Below are 17,260 nucleotides of genomic sequence, written 5' to 3'. Positions count from 1 at the left end.
GGGGAGATCATCCCACCCTTCGGGATTCGGTCGCCGACGCGACGGCGGCGGCGAGGTCGGTGGCCAGGCGCTCGGCGTCGGCATCGGAGAGGTCGTGGACGGTGAGACGTAGGCGCCGGGTCGCGGCGGCATCGGCGAGGACGAACTCGTCTCCCGTGCGCGCGAGCCAGCCTCGACGCATGAGCTGCTCCGCAGCGGCGCGTGCGGGGACGGGGAGTTCGACCCACAGGTTGAGGCCGTCGGCAGTCTTCGCCGGCAATCCGTGAGCGTTCAGACGCTCGGCGAAGGCGCTGTTACGACGCGCGTAATGCGCGGACGCCGCACGGATGCCGTCGCGCACCGTCTCGTCGGTGAGGAGAGCGAGCACCAGACGCTGCAGGAGGTGACTCACCCACGTGGTGCCGGGGCTCAACCGCATCGCCAGCCGCTCCGCGGTGTCGGGGTCGGAGGCGGTGACGGCGAGGCACATGTCGGGCCCCAGGAACTTCGACACCGACCGCACGAGCGCCCACCGTCGGTGGTCCGGTCCGATGAGTGAGACGTACGGAGACGTGGAGAGGAGCGAGAAGTGGTCGTCCTCGATGACGAGCACGTAGGGATGGTCTGCGAGCACGTCCCGCAGCGCGGCGGCACGACGGGCGGTGAGGCTCGCGCCGGTGGGGTTCTGCGCCCGCGGCGTGCAGACGACCGCACGCGCTCCGGCATCCAGCGCGGCGCGCAGGCCCTCGACGGTCATCCCCTCGCCGTCGACCGGCACCGGTACGGGTCGGTACCCGCCGAGGCGCACCGTGTTCATGCTCGACAGGAAGCACGGATCCTCCAGGGCGACGGCATCGTCGCGCGTGAGCGTCTGCGCGAGCAGACGCTCGATCGCGTCGGAGGCTCCGCTGGTGATCGTGAGACGAAGGGAGAGAGCGGGATCGATCGACTCGCGCATCCAGGCATCCGCCCACTGCTCCAGCTCGCGGTCGATGACCGGCTCGCCGTAGAGCACGGGCCGCCCGGCGACCTGCGCCAGCGCTCGCGAGAGGTCAGGGATCAGGTCGGGGTCGGGGTTGCCCGTGCCGATGTCGCGGAGCACCGAGTCGGCGGCGAATCCCTCCTGTGCGACGCGGGCCGGGTCGGCGATGGCGGTACCGCCGCGGCCGCGCGTGACGACCACGCCCGCCTGGGTGAGCTGCCGATACGCCGCGACGACGGTGTTGCGGTTCACACCGAGCCGATCGGCGAGACTGCGGACCGGGGGGAGGGGGTCGCCCGGCCGGAGGACACCGCGCTCCTGGAGCGTGCGAACGCTGTCAGCGATGTCCGCAGCCGAACCGCCGGTGATCTCTTCTGTCAGCGTCACCCTCCCGATCCTAAGTGGCACGCGCGCCTGTCCGGACATGCTAGTTTTTGGCCTAGGTCAAACCCGAATGGAAAGGGACACATCGTGTCGGTCACCGGATCCTCCCGCGTCAAGCGCGGCCTCGCCGAGATGCTCAAGGGCGGCGTCATCATGGATGTCGTCACTCCAGACCAGGCGAAGATCGCCGAAGATGCCGGCGCCGTCGCGGTCATGGCGCTCGAGCGGGTTCCCGCAGACATCCGCGCCGAGGGCGGCGTGTCGCGCATGAGCGACCCCGACATGATCGACGGCATCATCGACGCCGTCTCCATTCCGGTGATGGCCAAAGCGCGCATCGGCCACTTCGTCGAAGCGCAGGTGCTGCAGGAGCTCGGCGTCGACTACATCGACGAGTCGGAGGTGCTCTCTCCCGCCGACTACGTCAACCACATCGACAAGTGGGGCTTCACGGTGCCCTTCGTGTGCGGTGCGACGAACCTCGGGGAAGCCCTGCGGCGCATCAACGAGGGCGCCGCCATGATCCGCTCCAAGGGCGAGGCGGGCACCGGCGACGTCTCGGAGGCGACCAAGCACATCCGCAAGATCCGCAGCGAGATCAACGCGCTGCGCTCGATGAGCAAGGACGAGCTGTTCGTCGCGGCGAAGGAGCTGCAGGCACCTTACGACCTCGTCGCCGAGGTCGCGGAGACCGGCACCCTCCCCGTCGTGCTGTTCGTCGCCGGCGGTGTCGCCACCCCCGCCGACGCGGCGATGATGATGCAGATGGGCGCTGACGGCGTGTTCGTCGGCTCCGGGATCTTCAAGAGCGGCAACCCCGCCCAGCGTGCCGCCGCGATCGTGAAGGCGACGACGTTCTTCGACGACGCGAAGGTCATCGCCGATGTCTCGCGCGGTCTCGGCGAGGCGATGGTCGGAATCAACGTGTCCGACCTTCCCGCTCCGCATCGCCTCGCCGAGCGTGGCTGGTAGCCCGCGCGTCGGCGTTCTCGCCCTCCAGGGCGACGTGCGCGAGCACCTGCGCGTGCTCACGTCGCTCGGAGCGGACGCCGTACCCGTGCGTCGGCCGGAGGAACTGGCATCCGTGTCGGGACTCGTGATCCCGGGAGGGGAGTCCAGCGTCATCGACAAGCTCGCTCGCTCCTTCGGCATGCAGGCGCCCGTGCGCGCGGCGATCGCCGAGGGGATGCCGATGTACGGAACCTGCGCCGGGCTGATCCTGCTGGCTGACCGACTCACCGACGCCATCGCCGGTCAGGAGACGTTCGGCGGGCTCGACGTCACCGTGCAGCGCAATGCCTTCGGCACGCAGGCGGATTCGTTCGAGGTGGACCTCGACGTGCCGACGGTGTCTCCGACACCCGTGCATGCGGCGTTCATCCGCGCGCCCCTGGTCATCGACACGGGGGAGGGCGTGGAGGTGCTCGCCCGGCTGGCCGACGGGCGCATCGTCGCCGTCCGGCAGGGCACCCTCTTCGGCACCGCGTTCCACCCGGAGGTGACGGGGGAGAGCGGGTTCCACGCGCTGTTCCTCGACGCCGTGCGCGCAGGCTGACCTCCTGACCCCTCAGCCGCCCGGATGCGCGACGGGTCGCCGCGGCGCGGGCCACCACGGCATCCCCATAGACTGGACGCCATGTCCGGCCACTCCAAGTGGGCGACGACCAAGCACAAGAAGGCCGTCATCGACGCGCGTCGTGCCAAGTCGTTCGCCAAACTCATCAAGAACATCGAAGTCGCCGCCAAGCTCGGCGGTGCCGACCTCGCAGGCAACCCCACGCTGTACGACGCCGTACAGAAGGCGAAGAAGACCTCGGTCCCGAACGACAACATCGACCGCGCCATCAAGCGCGGTGCGGGAATCGGCGGCGAGTCGGTCGAGTACACGACGATCATCTACGAGGCGTACGGCCCGAACGGCGTCGCGCTCATGATCGAATGTCTTACCGACAACAAGAACCGTGCCGCCGCCGAGGTGCGCACGGCCCTGTCGCGCAACGGCGGCACGCTCGCCGACCCCGGCTCCGTGGCCTACAACTTCCACCGCAAGGGCGTGCTGGTCGTCTCCGGCGAAGGCGTGAGCGAGGACGATGTCATGCTCGCGGCCCTGGAGGCCGGCGCGGAGGAGATCGAACCTCACGCGCAGGGCTTCGAGGTCATCACCGACCCGTCCGACCTGGTCTCGGTGCGCAGCGCGATCCAGGAGGCCGGGCTGGACTACGAGTCGGCCGACGTGGAGTTCGTGCCCTCGTTGAAGGTAGAGATCGACGCGGAGACGGCGCGGAAGATCTTCCGCCTCATCGACGCGCTCGAAGACAGCGACGACGTGCAGAACGTCTTCAGCAACTTCGATCTGCCCGCAGACGTTCAGGCGGAGCTCGAGAACGACGAGTGAGCTCGCCGGGCATCGTGTCACCGCGTGCCTGACGACTGAGCGCGGACGGGCCGCGTAGCGTGAGGGGATGGCATCCGTCCTGCGCGTCCTCGGCATCGACCCCGGACTCACGAGGTGCGGCGTCGGCGTCGTCGACGTGAGAGCGGACCGCTCCGCCTCGCTCGTACATGTCGGCGTCGTGCGCAGCGAACCCGACGCGCCCATTCACGAGCGCCTCGCCGTCATCGCCGCAGGGCTTCGTGCCGTCGTCGACGATCACGCTCCGCATGTCATCGCGGTCGAGCGTGTCTTCGCCCAGCAGAACCGCCAGACCGTCATGGGCACCGCTCAGGCCAGCGGCATCGCGCTGCTGATCGCGGGGGAGCGAGGGCTTCCGGCGGCCACGCACACCCCGTCCGAGGTGAAGGCGGCGATCACCGGCTACGGGTCGGCAGACAAGCGGCAGGTGCAGACCATGGTCGCTCGGGTGCTGCGCCTCGACGCTCTCCCACAGCCTGCCGACGCCGCCGACGCGCTCGCCATCGCCCTGTGCCACGCCTGGCGGCGCGGCACGCCCGGTGCGGATCGCGGAGCAGACGCGCTGACTCCTGCGCAACGCGCGTGGGCGGATGCCGAGCGCCTCGCGCGTCGCTGAGCACCGCCGCCGCGTGTCGCTCGAACAAATGTCCGAACCGCACCGTAGGCTCGCCGCATGATCTCATCGCTGCGTGGCCGCGTGCTGCACCTCGACGCCGAGAGCGTTGTGATCGACGTGGGCGGAGTGGGTTTCGCCGTCGCCGTCACTCCGCAACTCGCCCGCGAGTTCCACGTGGGCGATGAGATCGTGATCCACACGACGCTGATCGTCCGAGAAGACGCGCTCTCGCTCTACGGATTCCGGGAGCGAGAAGAGCTCGTGGTCTTCGGCCAGCTCCTCGGAGTCTCGGGTGTCGGTCCCAAATCGGCACTCGGAGTGCTCTCCTCGCTCACGGTCGCTCAGATCGCGTCGGCAGTCGCCGCCGAAGACGACGCGCCCTTCCGCCGCGTGTCGGGCATCGGGCCGAAGACGGCGAAGCTCATCGTGGTCCAACTGGCGGGGAAGCTGCACGCCGTTGCGGCAGCCGCCACGGGTGTCGCCGGCACGTCCGCACCCGCCCTCAGCAGCCAGGTGGTCGCGGCGCTCGTCGCCCTCGGGTGGAACGAGCGCGTGTCCACGGAGGCGGTCTCGACCGTCCTCGCGGAGTCGGACGAGACGGCATCGGTCCCGGCGCTGCTCAAGCTCGCCCTCGCACACCTCGGCCCCGCACGTGCGGAGCAGCCACGTGGCTGAACAGCGCGACCCGGCGTTCGCCGAAGATGAGAGCGAACTGGCGGTAGAGGGCGCGCTTCGCCCGACGTCGCTGGCCGAGTTCGTCGGACAGCAGAAGGTTCGCGGGCAGCTTCAACTCCTCCTCGACGCCGCCCGCATCCAGCAGCGGCCTCCCGACCACATCCTCCTGTCCGGGCCTCCCGGTCTCGGCAAGACGACGCTGGCCATGATCGTCGCCCACGAGAGCGAGCGACCCCTGCGCATGTCGAGCGGACCGGCGATTCAGCACGCCGGTGACCTCGCGGCGCTGCTCTCGAGCCTCGTCCCGGGAGAGGTCCTCTTCATCGACGAAGTCCACCGCATGGCCCGGTCCGCCGAGGAGATGCTGTACCTCGCGATGGAGGACTTCCGGATCGACATCATGGTCGGGAAGGGGGCGGGGGCCACCAGCATCCCCCTCGATCTCGCACCGTTCACACTTGTGGGGGCAACGACACGTTCGGGCCTCCTTCCCAACCCTCTGCGCGACCGCTTCGGATTCACGGCGCACCTGGAGTACTACGAGCCCGCGGAACTCGAGCTCGTGATCGCTCGCTCCGCGGGGATGCTCGGAGTCGACGTGCCCGCGGCGGCTCGCGCCGAAATCGCCCGGCGTTCGCGCGGAACGCCTCGCATCGCCAACCGCCTGCTCCGACGCGTGCGCGACTACGTCATCGTTCATGGCGGCCCGGGGCGCAACGCCGCGACGGAGGCCGACGTGGCCGCAGCCCTCGAGCTCTACGACGTCGACGCCATCGGCCTCGATCGCCTCGACCGAGCTGTGCTCGACGCCGTGATCCGGCGCTTCCGCGGCGGACCGGTGGGGCTCAACACCCTCGCGGTCACGGTGGGTGAGGAGTCCGAGACCATCGAATCGGTCGTGGAGCCCTACCTCGTTCGCATCGGGTTCCTCGGTCGCACCCCTCGCGGGCGTGTCGCCACTCCGGAGGCTTACGCGCACCTGCGCGTTCCCCGCGCCGACGAGGCGCTGAGATTCGATGACCTATAATCACTGAAGGCTCTCGCCAGATCCCTTGTTGGCCGCTTCGCGCGGCATGCCCGTCGTGAAAGGCGCCCTTACTCCATGATCTTCGCAACGTCGCAGGACGCGCCCCAGATGGACCCGGTCTCCTCGTTCTTCGCCCAGTACGGAATGCTCCTCCTCCTGCTGGCACTGATCGTGTTCATGTTCTGGAGCTCGCGTCGCCGCTCCGCGCGGATGAAGGCAGAGCAGGAGAGCAAGCAGCGGGCCATGGTCCCGGGCGTCAAGGTGCTCCTGCAGGGCGGCCTCTACGGCACGCTCGTGTCGTTCGACGCCGACGACCTCTCACGTCCCGCCATCATCGCGCTCGCCCCGGGCGTCGAGATCGAAGTGCACAGCCAGGCCATCATCCGCGTCGTCGAGGACGAGGAGCCCGTCACCGAAGACGAGTACGTCGCGGCCGAGACGGATGCCGTCGAGGCCGACCCTGTGGCGACTGCCGACTCGGACGTCACCCCCGACGCCGACGACAAGCCCCGGGCCTGACACCGCTTCCGTCGTTCTCGAGAAGGACTCTCCGTGGCCGCTCCCACCCCTGTTCGCCATGCCTGGCGCGCCCTGACCGGACTGCTGGTGCTCACGGCGCTCCTTTTCGGCATCAACGCTCTCGGCGTCTACGTCTTCACGGACTCCGAGGGCAACCCCGGCAGCTCGTGGGCCCCTGAGCTCGCGCTCGACCTCCAGGGCGGCACCCAGATCATCCTTCAGGCCACCACTCCCGACGGGAATCCGCCGTCGACGGAGCAGATGGAGCAGGCCGCGTCGATCATCCGTCAGCGCGTCGACGCGTCGGGAGTCGGAGAAGCCGACATCACGACGCAGGCCGGAAACCAGATCGTCGTGCAGGTTCCCGGTCAGGCCGACGAGGAGACGCGCAACCGGATCGAGGCATCCGCACAGCTCCAGCTGCGAGCGGTGCTCTATACGGGCACACCGGCGACGTCCTACGTCGGCGACGACGGCAACGAGACGCCGTACCCGAGCCCCGACCCGACCCTCAACGCGACCCCCACGGCCGAGCCCAGCAACGGCAGCGACCCGAGTTGGATCACCGACGCTCTCTACGCCGAATTCCTCGCGTACGACTGCACGAACCCCGACAACTCGCCGGCAACCGAGCCGGCAGATCAGCCGCTCATCACCTGTCAGGACGACGGCTCCGCGAAGTACATCCTCGGACCCGTGGAACTGGATGGCTCGTCGATCTCGGACGCATCGAACGGCCTGAACACGCAGAACAACCAGTGGGCCGTCAACATCGTCTTCGACGGGGAGGGCACGGAGACCTTCGGCAAGATCAGCCAGCGGCTCTACGGAGCCACGGCTCCGCTGAACCAGTTCGCCTTCGTCCTCGACGGGTCGGTGCTCTCCGCACCGTCGATGAACGCCGTCATCCTCGACGGCAAGCCGCAGATCACCGGTAACTTCACGCAGGAGACCTCGAAGGTTCTCGCCGACCAGTTGAAGTACGGAGCGCTCCCGCTCAGCTTCGAGGTGCAGAGCTCCAACTCGATCTCGGCGACACTCGGCTCGCAGCAGCTGCAGATCGGCCTCGTCGCCGGACTCATCGGGCTTCTCCTGGTCGCGATCTACTCGCTCGTGGTCTACCGCGCGCTGGGCTTCGTCATCATCGCTTCGCTCGTCGTCATGGGTGTTCTCACCTACATCACGCTGTGCATCCTGGCCTGGCGCATGGGCTTCCGTCTGTCGCTGGCCGGTGTCGCGGGATTGATCGTGACGATCGGCTTCACCGCCGACTCCTTCATCGTGTACTTCGAACGCATCAGAGACGAACTCCGCGACGGGAAGTCGATCACGAGCGCCGTCGAAGACGGTTGGGGGCGCGCGAAGCGCACGATCTACATCTCCAAGTCGATCAACATCCTCGCCGCCGTCGTGCTGTACATCCTGGCCGACGCCACCGTGAAGGGCTTCGCGTTCACGCTCGGGCTCACGACGCTGATCGACATCGGCATCTTCATCCTCTTCACGCATCCGGTGCTCCAGCTCCTCGCGCGCACCCGGTTCTTCGGGGGAGGCCACCCGCTCTCCGGTCTCGACCCCGAGGCGCTCGGCGCCGTCTACCGCGGCCGTGCGCAGTTCCGGGCTCCCGTCGATGCCGGCGGTCGCAGCGCCGCGCAGCGCCGGGCGTCCAAATCGCGCGGCGAGGCTGAGCGCCGGCAGACCATCGCGGAACGAAAGCTGGCCGAGCAGGGCAGCAATACCCGCTCCACGACGGAGGGAGACGACTGATGCGCTCCATGAACGAGCTCGGTAACGACCTCTACACCGGCAAGACGTCCTTCCCGTTCGTCGGGCGGCGTCGCCTCTGGTTCATCATCGCCGCGGTGCTCGTGATCGGCGCGGCGCTCGTGCCCGTGTTCCGTCCCGTGCAGTTCTCGATCGAGTTCACCGGCGGTTCGCAGTTCACGGTCAACGACGTCGCCTCGCCCGACCAGACGCTCGCGACGGAAGCCGTGCAGTCGGTCGTCCCGGGTGCCGCGACGAAGGTGACGACGATCGGCGACGACGCGGTGCGCGTTCAGACCGACCAGATGACCGACGCCGACACACGTGCCGTCACCGCAGCCCTCGCGGAGGTCTACGGCGTCGATCAGGACAGCGTGAGCTCGTCGTTCATCGGACCCAGCTGGGGCCAGGACGTCACCCGGCAGTCCCTGTGGGGTCTGGCGATCTTCCTCGCGCTGACCTTCATGATCCTCGCGATCTACTTCCGCACGTGGAAGATGTCGGTCGCCGCCATCATCGGTCTCGTCGACGTGCTCGTCATCACCGTCGGTATCTACGCGGTCTTCGGGTTCGAGATCTCTCCCGCGGCCGTCATCGGCTTCCTCACGATCCTGTCGTACTCGCTCTACGACACGACCGTCGTCTTCGACAAGATCCGTGAGAACACCCATGAAGACGGTGAGAAGTCCGGCCGCACGTTCGGAGAGTCCGTCAACCTCGCGGTGAACCAGACCCTGATCCGCTCGATCAACACGACGGTGGTCGCGGCGCTCCCGACCGGTGCGATCCTCTTCATCGGCGCCCTCTGGCTCGGTGCTCAGACCCTCACCGACATCTCGCTGTCGATCTTCGTCGGAACGATCGTGGCGGCGTACTCGACGCTGTTCGTGGCCGCCCCGCTCTTCTCGCTGTTGCGGGAGAACGAGGCGGACATCCAGGCTCGCGATGCGCGCATCCTCGCCGCTCGCGAGAAGGCTCTGACGACGGCCTGAGCGGGAGAGCAGCGGGCGTAGGATTGACGGGTTCTGACACGGTGGAGGTGACCTGATGACCGAAACCGTGCCGTCCGCGGCCCAGAACCCGCCGCCGAGCTCACTGCGCCGCCTCGTTCCGCGGCTGTTCTCGCGCGCTCCGTCACGCAACGGTGTCGAGCAGCTCATTCGGACGGTGCGCACGCACCATCCCAAGGGTGATGTCGCCATCATCGAGCGCGCCTACGGCGTGGCGGCTCGGGCGCACGCCGCGCAGAAACGTCAGAGCGGTGAGCCCTACATCACGCATCCGCTCGCCGTCGCGCAGATCCTCGCGGATCTGGGGTTGGGGCCGCGGGCGATCGCGGCTGCCCTCCTGCACGACACCGTCGAGGACACCGAGTACGGACTCGATCAGCTGCGCACCGAGTTCGGCGACGAGGTCGCGATGCTCGTCGACGGTGTCACCAAGCTGGACAAGGTCAAGTACGGCGACGCCGCCCAATCCGAGACCGTCCGCAAGATGATCGTCGCGATGTCCAAGGACATCCGCGTACTCCTCATCAAACTCGCCGACCGCCTCCACAACGCACGCACCTGGGGATTCGTGCCGCCCGAGAAGGCCGCGAAGAAGGCGACCGAGACGCTCGAGATCTATGCGCCGCTCGCGCACCGACTCGGCATCCAGGCGATCAAGAGCGAGCTCGAAGACCTCTCGTTCGCCGTACTCCACCCGAAGCTGTACGTCGAGATCGACAGCCTGGTGAAACAGCGCACGCCGCAGCGGGAGCAGTACGTCCAGAACGTGATCGAGGCGGTGGAAGCAGACCTGCGCGATCTCCGCATCCGCGGGCGGATCATGGGGCGCCCCAAGCAGTTGTACTCGGTCTACCAGAAGATGGTCGTGAGGGGCCGCGAGTTCGACGACATCTACGATCTCATCGGCATCCGCGTGCTCGTCAACACCGTCCGCGACTGCTACGCGGTGCTGGGCGCGATCCACGCGCGCTGGACGCCACTGCCCGGTCGCTTCAAGGACTACATCGCAACGCCCAAGTTCAACCTCTACCAGTCTCTCCACACGACGGTGATCGGTCCCGGCGGACGGACGGTCGAGATCCAGATCCGCACCAACGAGATGCACCAGCAGGCCGAGTACGGCGTGGCGGCCCACTGGAAGTACAAGGAGAGGATGAGCGGAGGCAAGACCGACGAGAAGTCGGTCGACACCGACATGGCGTGGCTCGCGCACATCTCGGACTGGCAGGCCGAGACCGCCGACCCCGGTGAGTTCCTCGACTCGCTGAGGTTCGAGATCGGCGCGAAAGAGGTGTACGTCTTCACGCCCAAGGGTCGCGTCATCGGCCTTCCCGCGGGAGGCACTCCGGTCGACTTCGCATACGCCGTGCACACCGAAGTCGGGCACCGCACGATGGGCGCCAAGGTCAACGGTCGCCTCGTGCCGCTGGAGTCCGAGCTGCATTCCGGCGACGTCGTCGAGGTCTTCACGTCGAAGAATCCCGACGCCGGCCCGAGCCAGGATTGGCTGGGCTTCGTCAAGTCCACTCGCGCCCGCAGCAAGATCCGCGGCTGGTTCACCAAGGAACGCCGCGAAGAGGCCGTCGATCAGGGCAAGGATGCCATCGCGCGCGCCATGCGCCGACAGAACCTGCCGTTGCAGCGCTTGATGAATCAGGACTCCTTCACCGAGGTGGCCCATCAGCTGCGCTACGAGGACGTCACAGCGCTGTACGCCGCCGTGGGTGAAGGCCACGTCTCCACGCAGTCCGTGATCGAGAAGGTCACATCACTCGTCAGCGCGCAGGAGGACACCAGCACCGGACCGATCGACCTCCCGGTGGTCGGACGGTCCAAGGCACCCCGCGGCGGCGACTCCGGCGTGCTCGTCCGCGGCGCGCCGGACATCCTCGTCAAGCTCGCCAAGTGCTGTACGCCAGTGCCTGGCGACGACATCGTCGGCTTCGTCACCCGCGGGAGCGGGGTGTCGGTCCACCGGAGCGACTGCACGAACGTGAAGTCGCTCAAGGATGACCCCGATCGCATGATCGACGTCTCCTGGGCGCCGACGACGAAGAGCGTCTTCCTCGTTCACATCCAGGTCGAAGCCCTCGATCGTTCGGGTCTTCTCAGCGACATCACCCGGGTGCTCAGCGAGCATCACGTCAACATCCTCTCGGCATCCGTGCAGACCAACAACGACCGGCTGGCGCTCAGCCGGTACGTCTTCGAGATGGGCGACATCGTCCACCTCGACCGCGTGCTGAACGCCGTGCGACGAATCGACGCCGTCTACGACGTCTACCGCGTCACGTCCTCCTGACGGCGGCGCGCAGGTACTCCTGCGCGGCGCGCTTGTGGTGCACGGGGCCCGCCTGCTCGAGCCACCGGAGTCCGTCGTCGGCAAGGCCGGGTCGCCACTCGAGCATGATGCGCACAGCGCGGTCGGAGTCACCCTGGTCGAGCACCCGGTCGCGCAGCAGGTCGACGAAAGTGCGCACGACGGTGGACACCGCAACGCCGCCGACCCACTGCACGTCGCTCTCGGGGATCCTGACATCGCGATAGCGCAGGCGCCCATCGAGGACGTTCTGCGATCGGGTGGCGACACACCGCTGCACGCAGTGGAGAGCGGGCGGGTCTGGAAACGCCCCGTGCACCCAGCCCGCCGACTCGTGCGTCAGCGCCCACCTCGCGCCGACGACGCGTCCGAGCGAACCGGCCCGGAGCTCCGCCGTCTCGACGGCATCGGCCGGCATGAAGGCCTCTCCGACCTCGACGAGGTCGCCGTCAAGACGAGCGGCACCCAGCTCTGCGGACGAGAGCGGGCCGTCGGGGAAGTAGAGGAAAGGCCATGGCATCCCCGCACTCTGCCCGAGTTGCGCGCAGCGTGCGACGACAGACGCCTATCTGTGGACAGTCCGCCGCGGCAGCGGCAGGGGAGGAGTACTCAGCCGCCGAGAGCGGAGAGCCACGCCTTTCGCGCAGCCAGCGCTTCCTCTGCCTTCGCGATTTTGGCCTTGTCCTTCGTCTTCTTGGCGGCGTCGACCTCGTCCTCGAGCTTCGCGATGGCGTCGTGAAGCTGCTGCGTCATGTCGTTCTGACGCGCCTTCGTCTCGGGGTTGTTGCTCTTCCAATCGGCGTCTTCTCGCGCCTTCAGACCCTGCTCGATCTTGCGAAGGTCGTCGTCGAGTCCGCGCTCGGCCTCGCGGGGGAACACGCGTCCGATGTCGTCCCAGCGACGCTGGATGCCGGTGAGGAGTGCACGCGCCTTCGCGGTGTCCTTCTCCTTCGGCACGGCGGCAGCTTCCACTAGGAGCGCCCGCTTCGCCTCGATCTTCTCCTTGGATGCCTCGGCGTCGGCGTGCTCGCGCTCGGCGCGCGCCCCGTACAGCGCGTCGCCCGCCGCCTTGAACCGCGCCCACAGGGCGTCATCGGCCTTCTTGCCGGCGCGTCCCGCCGACTTCCACTGGTCGAGGAGCCCACGGTAGGCGGCGATGCCGTCTTCTCCGCGGGATGCCAGCGCCTCCGCGCGCTCGACGAGTGCAGCCTTTGCATCGCGGGCCGACTTGTGTGTCTCGTCGAGGCTCGCGTAGAACTCGCGGCGGTGACGATCGAACACGGCGCGAGCGTCACGGAATCGCTTCCACAACTGCTGCCCGACGTTCTTGGGGAGCCGAGGACCGGTGGCCTGATGAGCCTGCCACTTCTCGAACAGTTCGGTCACTTCGGCGGACGTCTGCTTCCACTGGATCGAACGAGGGTCGCGCGCCGCGATGACCTCGATCTGCTCCACGAGAGCCGTTCGCTCGGCGATGGCGGCATCGACGGCCTCACGCTGGGCAGCGGCCTCCTCTGCCGACGCTTCGCTCAGCGCCGAGTCGAGCACAGAGAGCCGCGCCTCGAGCGACGCGAGGTCACCGACGGCCGCCGCCCCCGTGACGCGCTCGCGAACGGTCTTGAGGGTGCTGCGCAGGTCGGATGCCGACGCACCGCCACGACGGTGCCGCGCTTCGATCAAGGCGACCTCGCTGGCGAGATCGGTGAACTTCCGCTCGAAGTACGCGAGCGCCTCGGCAGGCGTGCCGTCGGGGTACTGACCCACGACGCGCCACTGATCTCCCTCGCGGACGGACACCGTGCCATCGTCTTCGACACGACCCCAGTCACCGCTCGGTGCGGTGTCGGCGAGTGCGGGAGCGAGCGGCGCCGACGCCGTCGGCGCGGGTCGCGGAGCGCGCGGCAGCGGAACACCCGGGCGGGGACGGGGGATGGGGGCCGGAGAGGCGGCGGGCTGCGCGGCCGCCTCCGTGGCCGACTCCTCCGTGACCGACGTGTCAGCCGGCTCCTCGGCGGCCGGCTCCTCGGCGGCCGGCTCCTCGGCGGCGTCCGCGGTCGAGGTCTCCGGCTCGGGCGCCGGCTGCTCTGCCACCGACTCGTCGGTTGCGGGCGCTTGCGCCGACGGGTCCACAGGGGACTCCTCGGCCGTGGGGTCGGTCGTTGCGGATTCTTCGGGAACGGAAGTCACGGGTAGCACCTCGTCGCGGCGGGGCCTGTCGGCAAAGACAGGCCGCCTAGGGGTTCGGTCGGCTGCAAGCCTATACGGCGGCGGTCAGGGCGTGGGAGAGGGCGACGTCGACGACGAGGGCGTCGGATCCGGCGTCGGGGAAGGACTCGGTGTGCCCACGGTCGGGCTCGGACTCGGGCTCGAGCTCGGTGCCGGGACGGGCTGCCCGGGACCGACGGTGTAGTAGGCGACCTGGCCTCCGACGACGGCGAGGATGAGCGCGCCGCCCGCCACGCCCGCGATCACGTTGTCACGGCGGCGGCGGCGCTGCAGGCTGTCCTGGAACTCCTGGCGGGCCTGGTAGAGCCGCGCCCGATCTCGCGCGGCACGCGCGCTCTTCTTGTCTGCGCCGGATCTGCTCGCACCGGTAGCCACGGGACCTCCTCGATTCCCGGACGCCCGGGCCTCCCCGAGCCTACGGGCACGCGCGCGGGTGCGACAAACGCGGCCCACGTCGGTGGGCGCGGCTAGCCTGGACGGGTGACCACCCCCGCCGCGCTCTTCTCCGGGCAGACACCTCTCGCCGTGCGTATGCGGCCGGTGTCTCTCGACGAAGTCGCGGGCCAGGGGCACCTCCTGCGCCCGGGTTCACCGCTGGTCGCCCTCGCCGACGGCGGGTCGCCGACGCGGTCAGCCGTGTCGGTCATCCTCTGGGGTCCGCCGGGCACCGGTAAGACGACACTCGCGCAGGCCATCGCGCGGACCTCGGGCCGCCGCTTCGTGGAACTGTCGGCGGTCACGGCCGGCGTCCGCGATGTGCGCGAGGTCATGCAGGAGGCGATGAACCAGCGCGACCTGTACGGCGTGTCCACGATCCTGTTCCTCGACGAAATCCACCGCTTCACGAAGGCGCAGCAGGACGCGCTGCTTCCCGGCGTCGAGAACGGCTGGGTCATCCTCATCGCCGCGACGACGGAGAATCCGTCGTTCTCGGTCATCTCCCCGCTGCTGTCGCGGTCGCTCCTGCTCACGCTGCAGCCGCTGACCGACGACGATCTCGGTCACCTCATCGACCGTGCCGTCTCCGACGCGCGAGGACTCGCCGGGGCTGTCGAGCTCACGCCGGAGGCTCGCGCTGCGCTCGTCCAGCTCGCTTCCGGAGACGCCCGCCGAGCTCTCACCTCGCTCGAGGCCGCGGCATCCATGGTGTCCGGCGACGCGGGCACCGAAGGCGACCCTGAGAGCGGCGCCGACGAGAAGGTGCCGGTCATCAGCGCAGAGCAGGTCGCACAGGCGGTCGACCGTGCCCTCCTGCGGTATGACAAACAGGGTGACGAGCACTACGACGTCATCAGCGCGTTCATCAAGTCCATCCGCGGCTCCGACGTCGACGCCGCGATGCACTACCTCGCGCGCATGATCGAGGCGGGGGAGGACCCTCGCTTCATCGCACGACGCCTCGTCATCTCCGCCTCGGAAGACATCGGCCTGGCCGACCCGCAGGCGCTCGTGATCGCCGTGGCCGCCGCCGACGCCGTCGCCTTCATCGGCATGCCCGAGGGGCGCATTCCCCTCGCCGAGGCGACGGCGTACCTGGCCACGACCGCGAAGTCGAACGCGGCCTACGTCGCGATCGATGCTGCGATCGCGGACGTGCGTCGGGGTGGCTTCGGTCGCGTACCGCTGCATTTGCGCGACGCCCACTACCCGGGCGCGAAGCGGCTCGGCCACGGCAAGGGCTACGTCTACCCGCACGACCTCGAGGTCGGCGTCGCGACCCAGCAGTACCTGCCCGACGAACTGGTGGGTCGTCGGTACTACGAACCGACGGGCCGCGGACTGGAGCGCGACATCGCCGCGCGAGTGGAGAAGATCCGGAAGATCCTGGGCGAATGAGTGCTTCGCAGGAGAGCGAGAGCCGCGGCGATCCGGACTCGGTCTGGACCAAGATCGGCTCCGAGTCGATGTACACCGGATACATCGGCGTCCGACGCGATCAGTACCGGCTCCCTGACGGCTCGGAGAGCGGCTGGGACGTGCTGCTCATCGGCGACACCGTGTCCGTTGTCGCCTTCACGGAGGACGACCGCGTCGTCCTGTTCGATCAATACCGCGTAGGCCCCGAATCGGTGCTCGGCGAGCTCCCCGGCGGCCTCATCGACCCGGGCGAGGACGTGGTCACGGCCGGCGCGCGTGAACTCCGGGAGGAGACGGGCTACGAAGCCGGCGTGCTCCACCACGCGGGCGCGGAGTGGGCGGCCGCGAACTCTCGACGCCGCAAGAACATCCTCATCGCCGGAGGATGCCGACGGGTCGGCGACCCATCGTGGGGCTCGGAGGAAACCGGTCGGGTGCGCACGATCGCAGCGAGCGACCTCATGGACCATCTGCTCTCGGGAGAGCTCAGCGATGCGGGCGCCGCGCTGCGAGGGCTCCACTCCTTCTCCCGAGCTGCCGTGCATTCCGCTCTGCAGCCGCTGCAGGAGCGCGTGAAGGAGTTGCTGACCCCATGACGGACGCCGCCTCCGCACGCGATCTGTTCGACAACGCCTCGCAGCGTGACGCCGCCGGCGACGAGCATGGCGCCATCCCGCTCTATCGGGCCGCCCTCGATCGCGGGCTGGAGGAACCAGAGCGCACGCGGGCGATCATCCAACTCGCGAGCTCGCTGCGCGTGGTGGGCGATCCGTCGGGGGCCATCGCGCTCCTGAGAGATGTGCGGGGGGAGGACCCGTTGTCGCGCGCCGCGCAGGCGTTCCTCTCGTTGGCGCTCTTCGACGACGGCAAACCGGCGGCGGCGCTCCGCACGGCGGTCGACGCACTCCTACCGACGCTGTCGGACTATCGCACCTCGCTGTCCGCGTACAAGGAGCAGCTCGATGCTCCGCCGCGCGTACGTGCCATCGTCGTGGGGCTCGTCGTGGTCGACGGGTGGCTGCTGGCGGAGGAGTACGCCGCGAACGGGCGTCACGACGGGTTCCTTCGCGCGCCGGGAGGCGGGATCGAGTTCGGAGAGTCGGTGCACGCGGCGCTCCGCCGCGAATTCGCGGAGGAACTCGACGCCGACGTGCGCGAAGCGCGGCTGCTCGGGGTGACGGAGAACGTCTTCGACGCGCACGGCGCGCGCGGGCACGAGATCGTCCACGTCTTCAGCGTCGACTCCGAGCGTCTGGCGGCACTGCCGCGAGACGCCCACGAGCCCGTCCGCGACAGCGACACCACCGTGGGCTGGTACCGGCTCGAAGCCGTCCGCGAAGGGAAGCACACCTTCTACCCGCCGGGCGCGCTCGATCTGCTGACCACATGACGCTCACGTCGCGGCCCGTTCGACGGCGCGAACGGAGCTCCGGAGCGCTCTGATAGACTTGACCTGCTCGAAACCGAGTTTTCGGGCATCTCCCTCTT

17 protein-coding genes are annotated in these 17,260 nt (G+C 68.7%); 13 read left to right on the top strand and 4 right to left on the bottom strand.

The window, feature by feature from the left end:
- Positions 1-7: 7 nt before the first annotated feature.
- The gene (locus tag ACSQ18_RS06795; RefSeq protein WP_436038395.1) at positions 8-1,342 is read right to left on the bottom strand and encodes an aminotransferase class I/II-fold pyridoxal phosphate-dependent enzyme; all 1,335 of its coding nucleotides are present in this window, start codon (positions 1,340-1,342) and stop codon (positions 8-10) included.
- Between the two features lie 90 nt (positions 1,343-1,432).
- On the opposite strand from ACSQ18_RS06795, the gene pdxS reads away from it, so the two are divergent.
- From pdxS to ACSQ18_RS06745, 10 genes are all read left to right on the top strand, one after another.
- On the top strand, positions 1,433-2,317 hold the full coding sequence (gene pdxS, locus ACSQ18_RS06790) for a pyridoxal 5'-phosphate synthase lyase subunit PdxS (RefSeq protein WP_436036366.1): 885 nt from the start codon (positions 1,433-1,435) through the stop codon (positions 2,315-2,317).
- Complete coding sequence (gene pdxT, locus ACSQ18_RS06785; RefSeq protein ID WP_436036365.1) at positions 2,307-2,900, top strand: pyridoxal 5'-phosphate synthase glutaminase subunit PdxT; 594 nt, start codon at positions 2,307-2,309, stop codon at positions 2,898-2,900. Before pdxS ends, pdxT begins: the two co-directional genes overlap by 11 nt.
- A gap of 81 nt (positions 2,901-2,981) precedes the next feature.
- Entirely contained in the window at positions 2,982-3,740 is a 759-nt protein-coding gene (locus ACSQ18_RS06780; RefSeq protein ID WP_144807824.1) for a YebC/PmpR family DNA-binding transcriptional regulator, read from the top strand.
- A 67-nt stretch (positions 3,741-3,807) separates the two neighbouring features.
- On the top strand, positions 3,808-4,374 hold the full coding sequence (gene ruvC, locus ACSQ18_RS06775) for a crossover junction endodeoxyribonuclease RuvC (RefSeq protein WP_436036363.1): 567 nt from the start codon (positions 3,808-3,810) through the stop codon (positions 4,372-4,374).
- A gap of 57 nt (positions 4,375-4,431) precedes the next feature.
- Complete coding sequence (gene ruvA, locus ACSQ18_RS06770) at positions 4,432-5,049, top strand: Holliday junction branch migration protein RuvA (RefSeq protein ID WP_436036362.1); 618 nt, start codon at positions 4,432-4,434, stop codon at positions 5,047-5,049.
- Positions 5,042-6,076: a Holliday junction branch migration DNA helicase RuvB gene (gene ruvB, locus ACSQ18_RS06765; protein WP_436036361.1), complete on the top strand. Its 1,035-nt coding sequence runs from the start codon at positions 5,042-5,044 to the stop codon at positions 6,074-6,076. Before ruvA ends, ruvB begins: the two co-directional genes overlap by 8 nt.
- 75 nt (positions 6,077-6,151) lie before the next feature.
- Entirely contained in the window at positions 6,152-6,595 is a 444-nt protein-coding gene (locus ACSQ18_RS06760) for a preprotein translocase subunit YajC (RefSeq protein WP_436036360.1), read from the top strand.
- A 33-nt stretch (positions 6,596-6,628) separates the two neighbouring features.
- Complete coding sequence (gene secD / locus ACSQ18_RS06755; protein ID WP_144807820.1) at positions 6,629-8,362, top strand: protein translocase subunit SecD; 1,734 nt, start codon at positions 6,629-6,631, stop codon at positions 8,360-8,362.
- Positions 8,362-9,351 (top strand): protein translocase subunit SecF, encoded by a 990-nt coding sequence (secF, locus tag ACSQ18_RS06750; RefSeq protein WP_436036359.1) that lies wholly within the window; start codon positions 8,362-8,364, stop codon positions 9,349-9,351. The genes secD and secF overlap by 1 nt, the downstream gene beginning before the upstream one ends.
- A 55-nt stretch (positions 9,352-9,406) precedes the next feature.
- The gene (locus ACSQ18_RS06745) at positions 9,407-11,671 is read left to right on the top strand and encodes a RelA/SpoT family protein (protein WP_436036357.1); all 2,265 of its coding nucleotides are present in this window, start codon (positions 9,407-9,409) and stop codon (positions 11,669-11,671) included.
- Here the strand turns inward: ACSQ18_RS06745 and ACSQ18_RS06740 are convergent.
- The 3 genes from ACSQ18_RS06740 to ACSQ18_RS06730 all read right to left on the bottom strand — a co-directional run bounded on the left by ACSQ18_RS06740 (position 11,658) and on the right by ACSQ18_RS06730 (position 14,290).
- Entirely contained in the window at positions 11,658-12,209 is a 552-nt protein-coding gene (locus tag ACSQ18_RS06740; RefSeq protein WP_436036356.1) for an SAM-dependent methyltransferase, read from the bottom strand. The genes ACSQ18_RS06745 and ACSQ18_RS06740 overlap by 14 nt on opposite strands.
- 89 nt (positions 12,210-12,298) lie before the next feature.
- Positions 12,299-13,876, bottom strand: coding sequence for a DUF349 domain-containing protein (locus tag ACSQ18_RS06735; RefSeq protein ID WP_436036355.1), 1,578 nt, complete (start codon positions 13,874-13,876; stop codon positions 12,299-12,301).
- A gap of 84 nt (positions 13,877-13,960) precedes the next feature.
- Entirely contained in the window at positions 13,961-14,290 is a 330-nt protein-coding gene (locus tag ACSQ18_RS06730) for a dioxygenase (RefSeq protein ID WP_436036354.1), read from the bottom strand.
- 156 nt (positions 14,291-14,446) lie between these two features.
- Between ACSQ18_RS06730 and ACSQ18_RS06725 the strand changes: the two genes are divergently transcribed.
- From ACSQ18_RS06725 to ACSQ18_RS06715, 3 genes are read left to right on the top strand one after another with little or no spacing between them, the layout of a single operon-like run.
- Positions 14,447-15,751 (top strand): replication-associated recombination protein A, encoded by a 1,305-nt coding sequence (locus tag ACSQ18_RS06725; protein WP_436038394.1) that lies wholly within the window; start codon positions 14,447-14,449, stop codon positions 15,749-15,751.
- On the top strand, positions 15,748-16,368 hold the full coding sequence (locus tag ACSQ18_RS06720; RefSeq protein WP_436036353.1) for an NUDIX hydrolase: 621 nt from the start codon (positions 15,748-15,750) through the stop codon (positions 16,366-16,368). Before ACSQ18_RS06725 ends, ACSQ18_RS06720 begins: the two co-directional genes overlap by 4 nt.
- A complete protein-coding gene (locus tag ACSQ18_RS06715) occupies positions 16,365-17,162 on the top strand; it encodes a tetratricopeptide repeat protein (RefSeq protein WP_436036352.1) in 798 nt (265 codons plus the stop codon). The genes ACSQ18_RS06720 and ACSQ18_RS06715 overlap by 4 nt, the downstream gene beginning before the upstream one ends.
- Positions 17,163-17,260 lie beyond the last annotated feature (98 nt).

Source organism: Microbacterium sp. LjRoot45 (assembly GCF_964253325.1).
Classification (GTDB): Bacteria; Actinomycetota; Actinomycetes; order Actinomycetales; family Microbacteriaceae; genus Microbacterium.
This window is presented reverse-complemented; position numbering and strand designations above follow the sequence as displayed.

Bases quoted from the DNA above. Each gene is read 5' to 3' on its own strand.
- ACSQ18_RS06780 (WP_144807824.1), top strand. From the start codon at position 2,982: ATGTCCGGCCACTCCAAGTGGGCGACGACCAAGCACAAGAAGGCCGTC.
- ruvC (WP_436036363.1), top strand. From the start codon at position 3,808: ATGGCATCCGTCCTGCGCGTCCTCGGCATCGACCCCGGACTCACGAGG.
- ruvA (WP_436036362.1), top strand. From the start codon at position 4,432: ATGATCTCATCGCTGCGTGGCCGCGTGCTGCACCTCGACGCCGAGAGC.
- ACSQ18_RS06760 (WP_436036360.1), top strand. From the start codon at position 6,152: ATGATCTTCGCAACGTCGCAGGACGCGCCCCAGATGGACCCGGTCTCC.
- secF (WP_436036359.1), top strand. From the start codon at position 8,362: ATGCGCTCCATGAACGAGCTCGGTAACGACCTCTACACCGGCAAGACG.
- ACSQ18_RS06745 (WP_436036357.1), top strand. From the start codon at position 9,407: ATGACCGAAACCGTGCCGTCCGCGGCCCAGAACCCGCCGCCGAGCTCA.
- ACSQ18_RS06740 (WP_436036356.1), bottom strand. From the start codon at position 12,209: ATGCCATGGCCTTTCCTCTACTTCCCCGACGGCCCGCTCTCGTCCGCA.
- ACSQ18_RS06725 (WP_436038394.1), top strand. From the start codon at position 14,447: ATGCGGCCGGTGTCTCTCGACGAAGTCGCGGGCCAGGGGCACCTCCTG.
- ACSQ18_RS06720 (WP_436036353.1), top strand. From the start codon at position 15,748: ATGAGTGCTTCGCAGGAGAGCGAGAGCCGCGGCGATCCGGACTCGGTC.
- ACSQ18_RS06715 (WP_436036352.1), top strand. From the start codon at position 16,365: ATGACGGACGCCGCCTCCGCACGCGATCTGTTCGACAACGCCTCGCAG.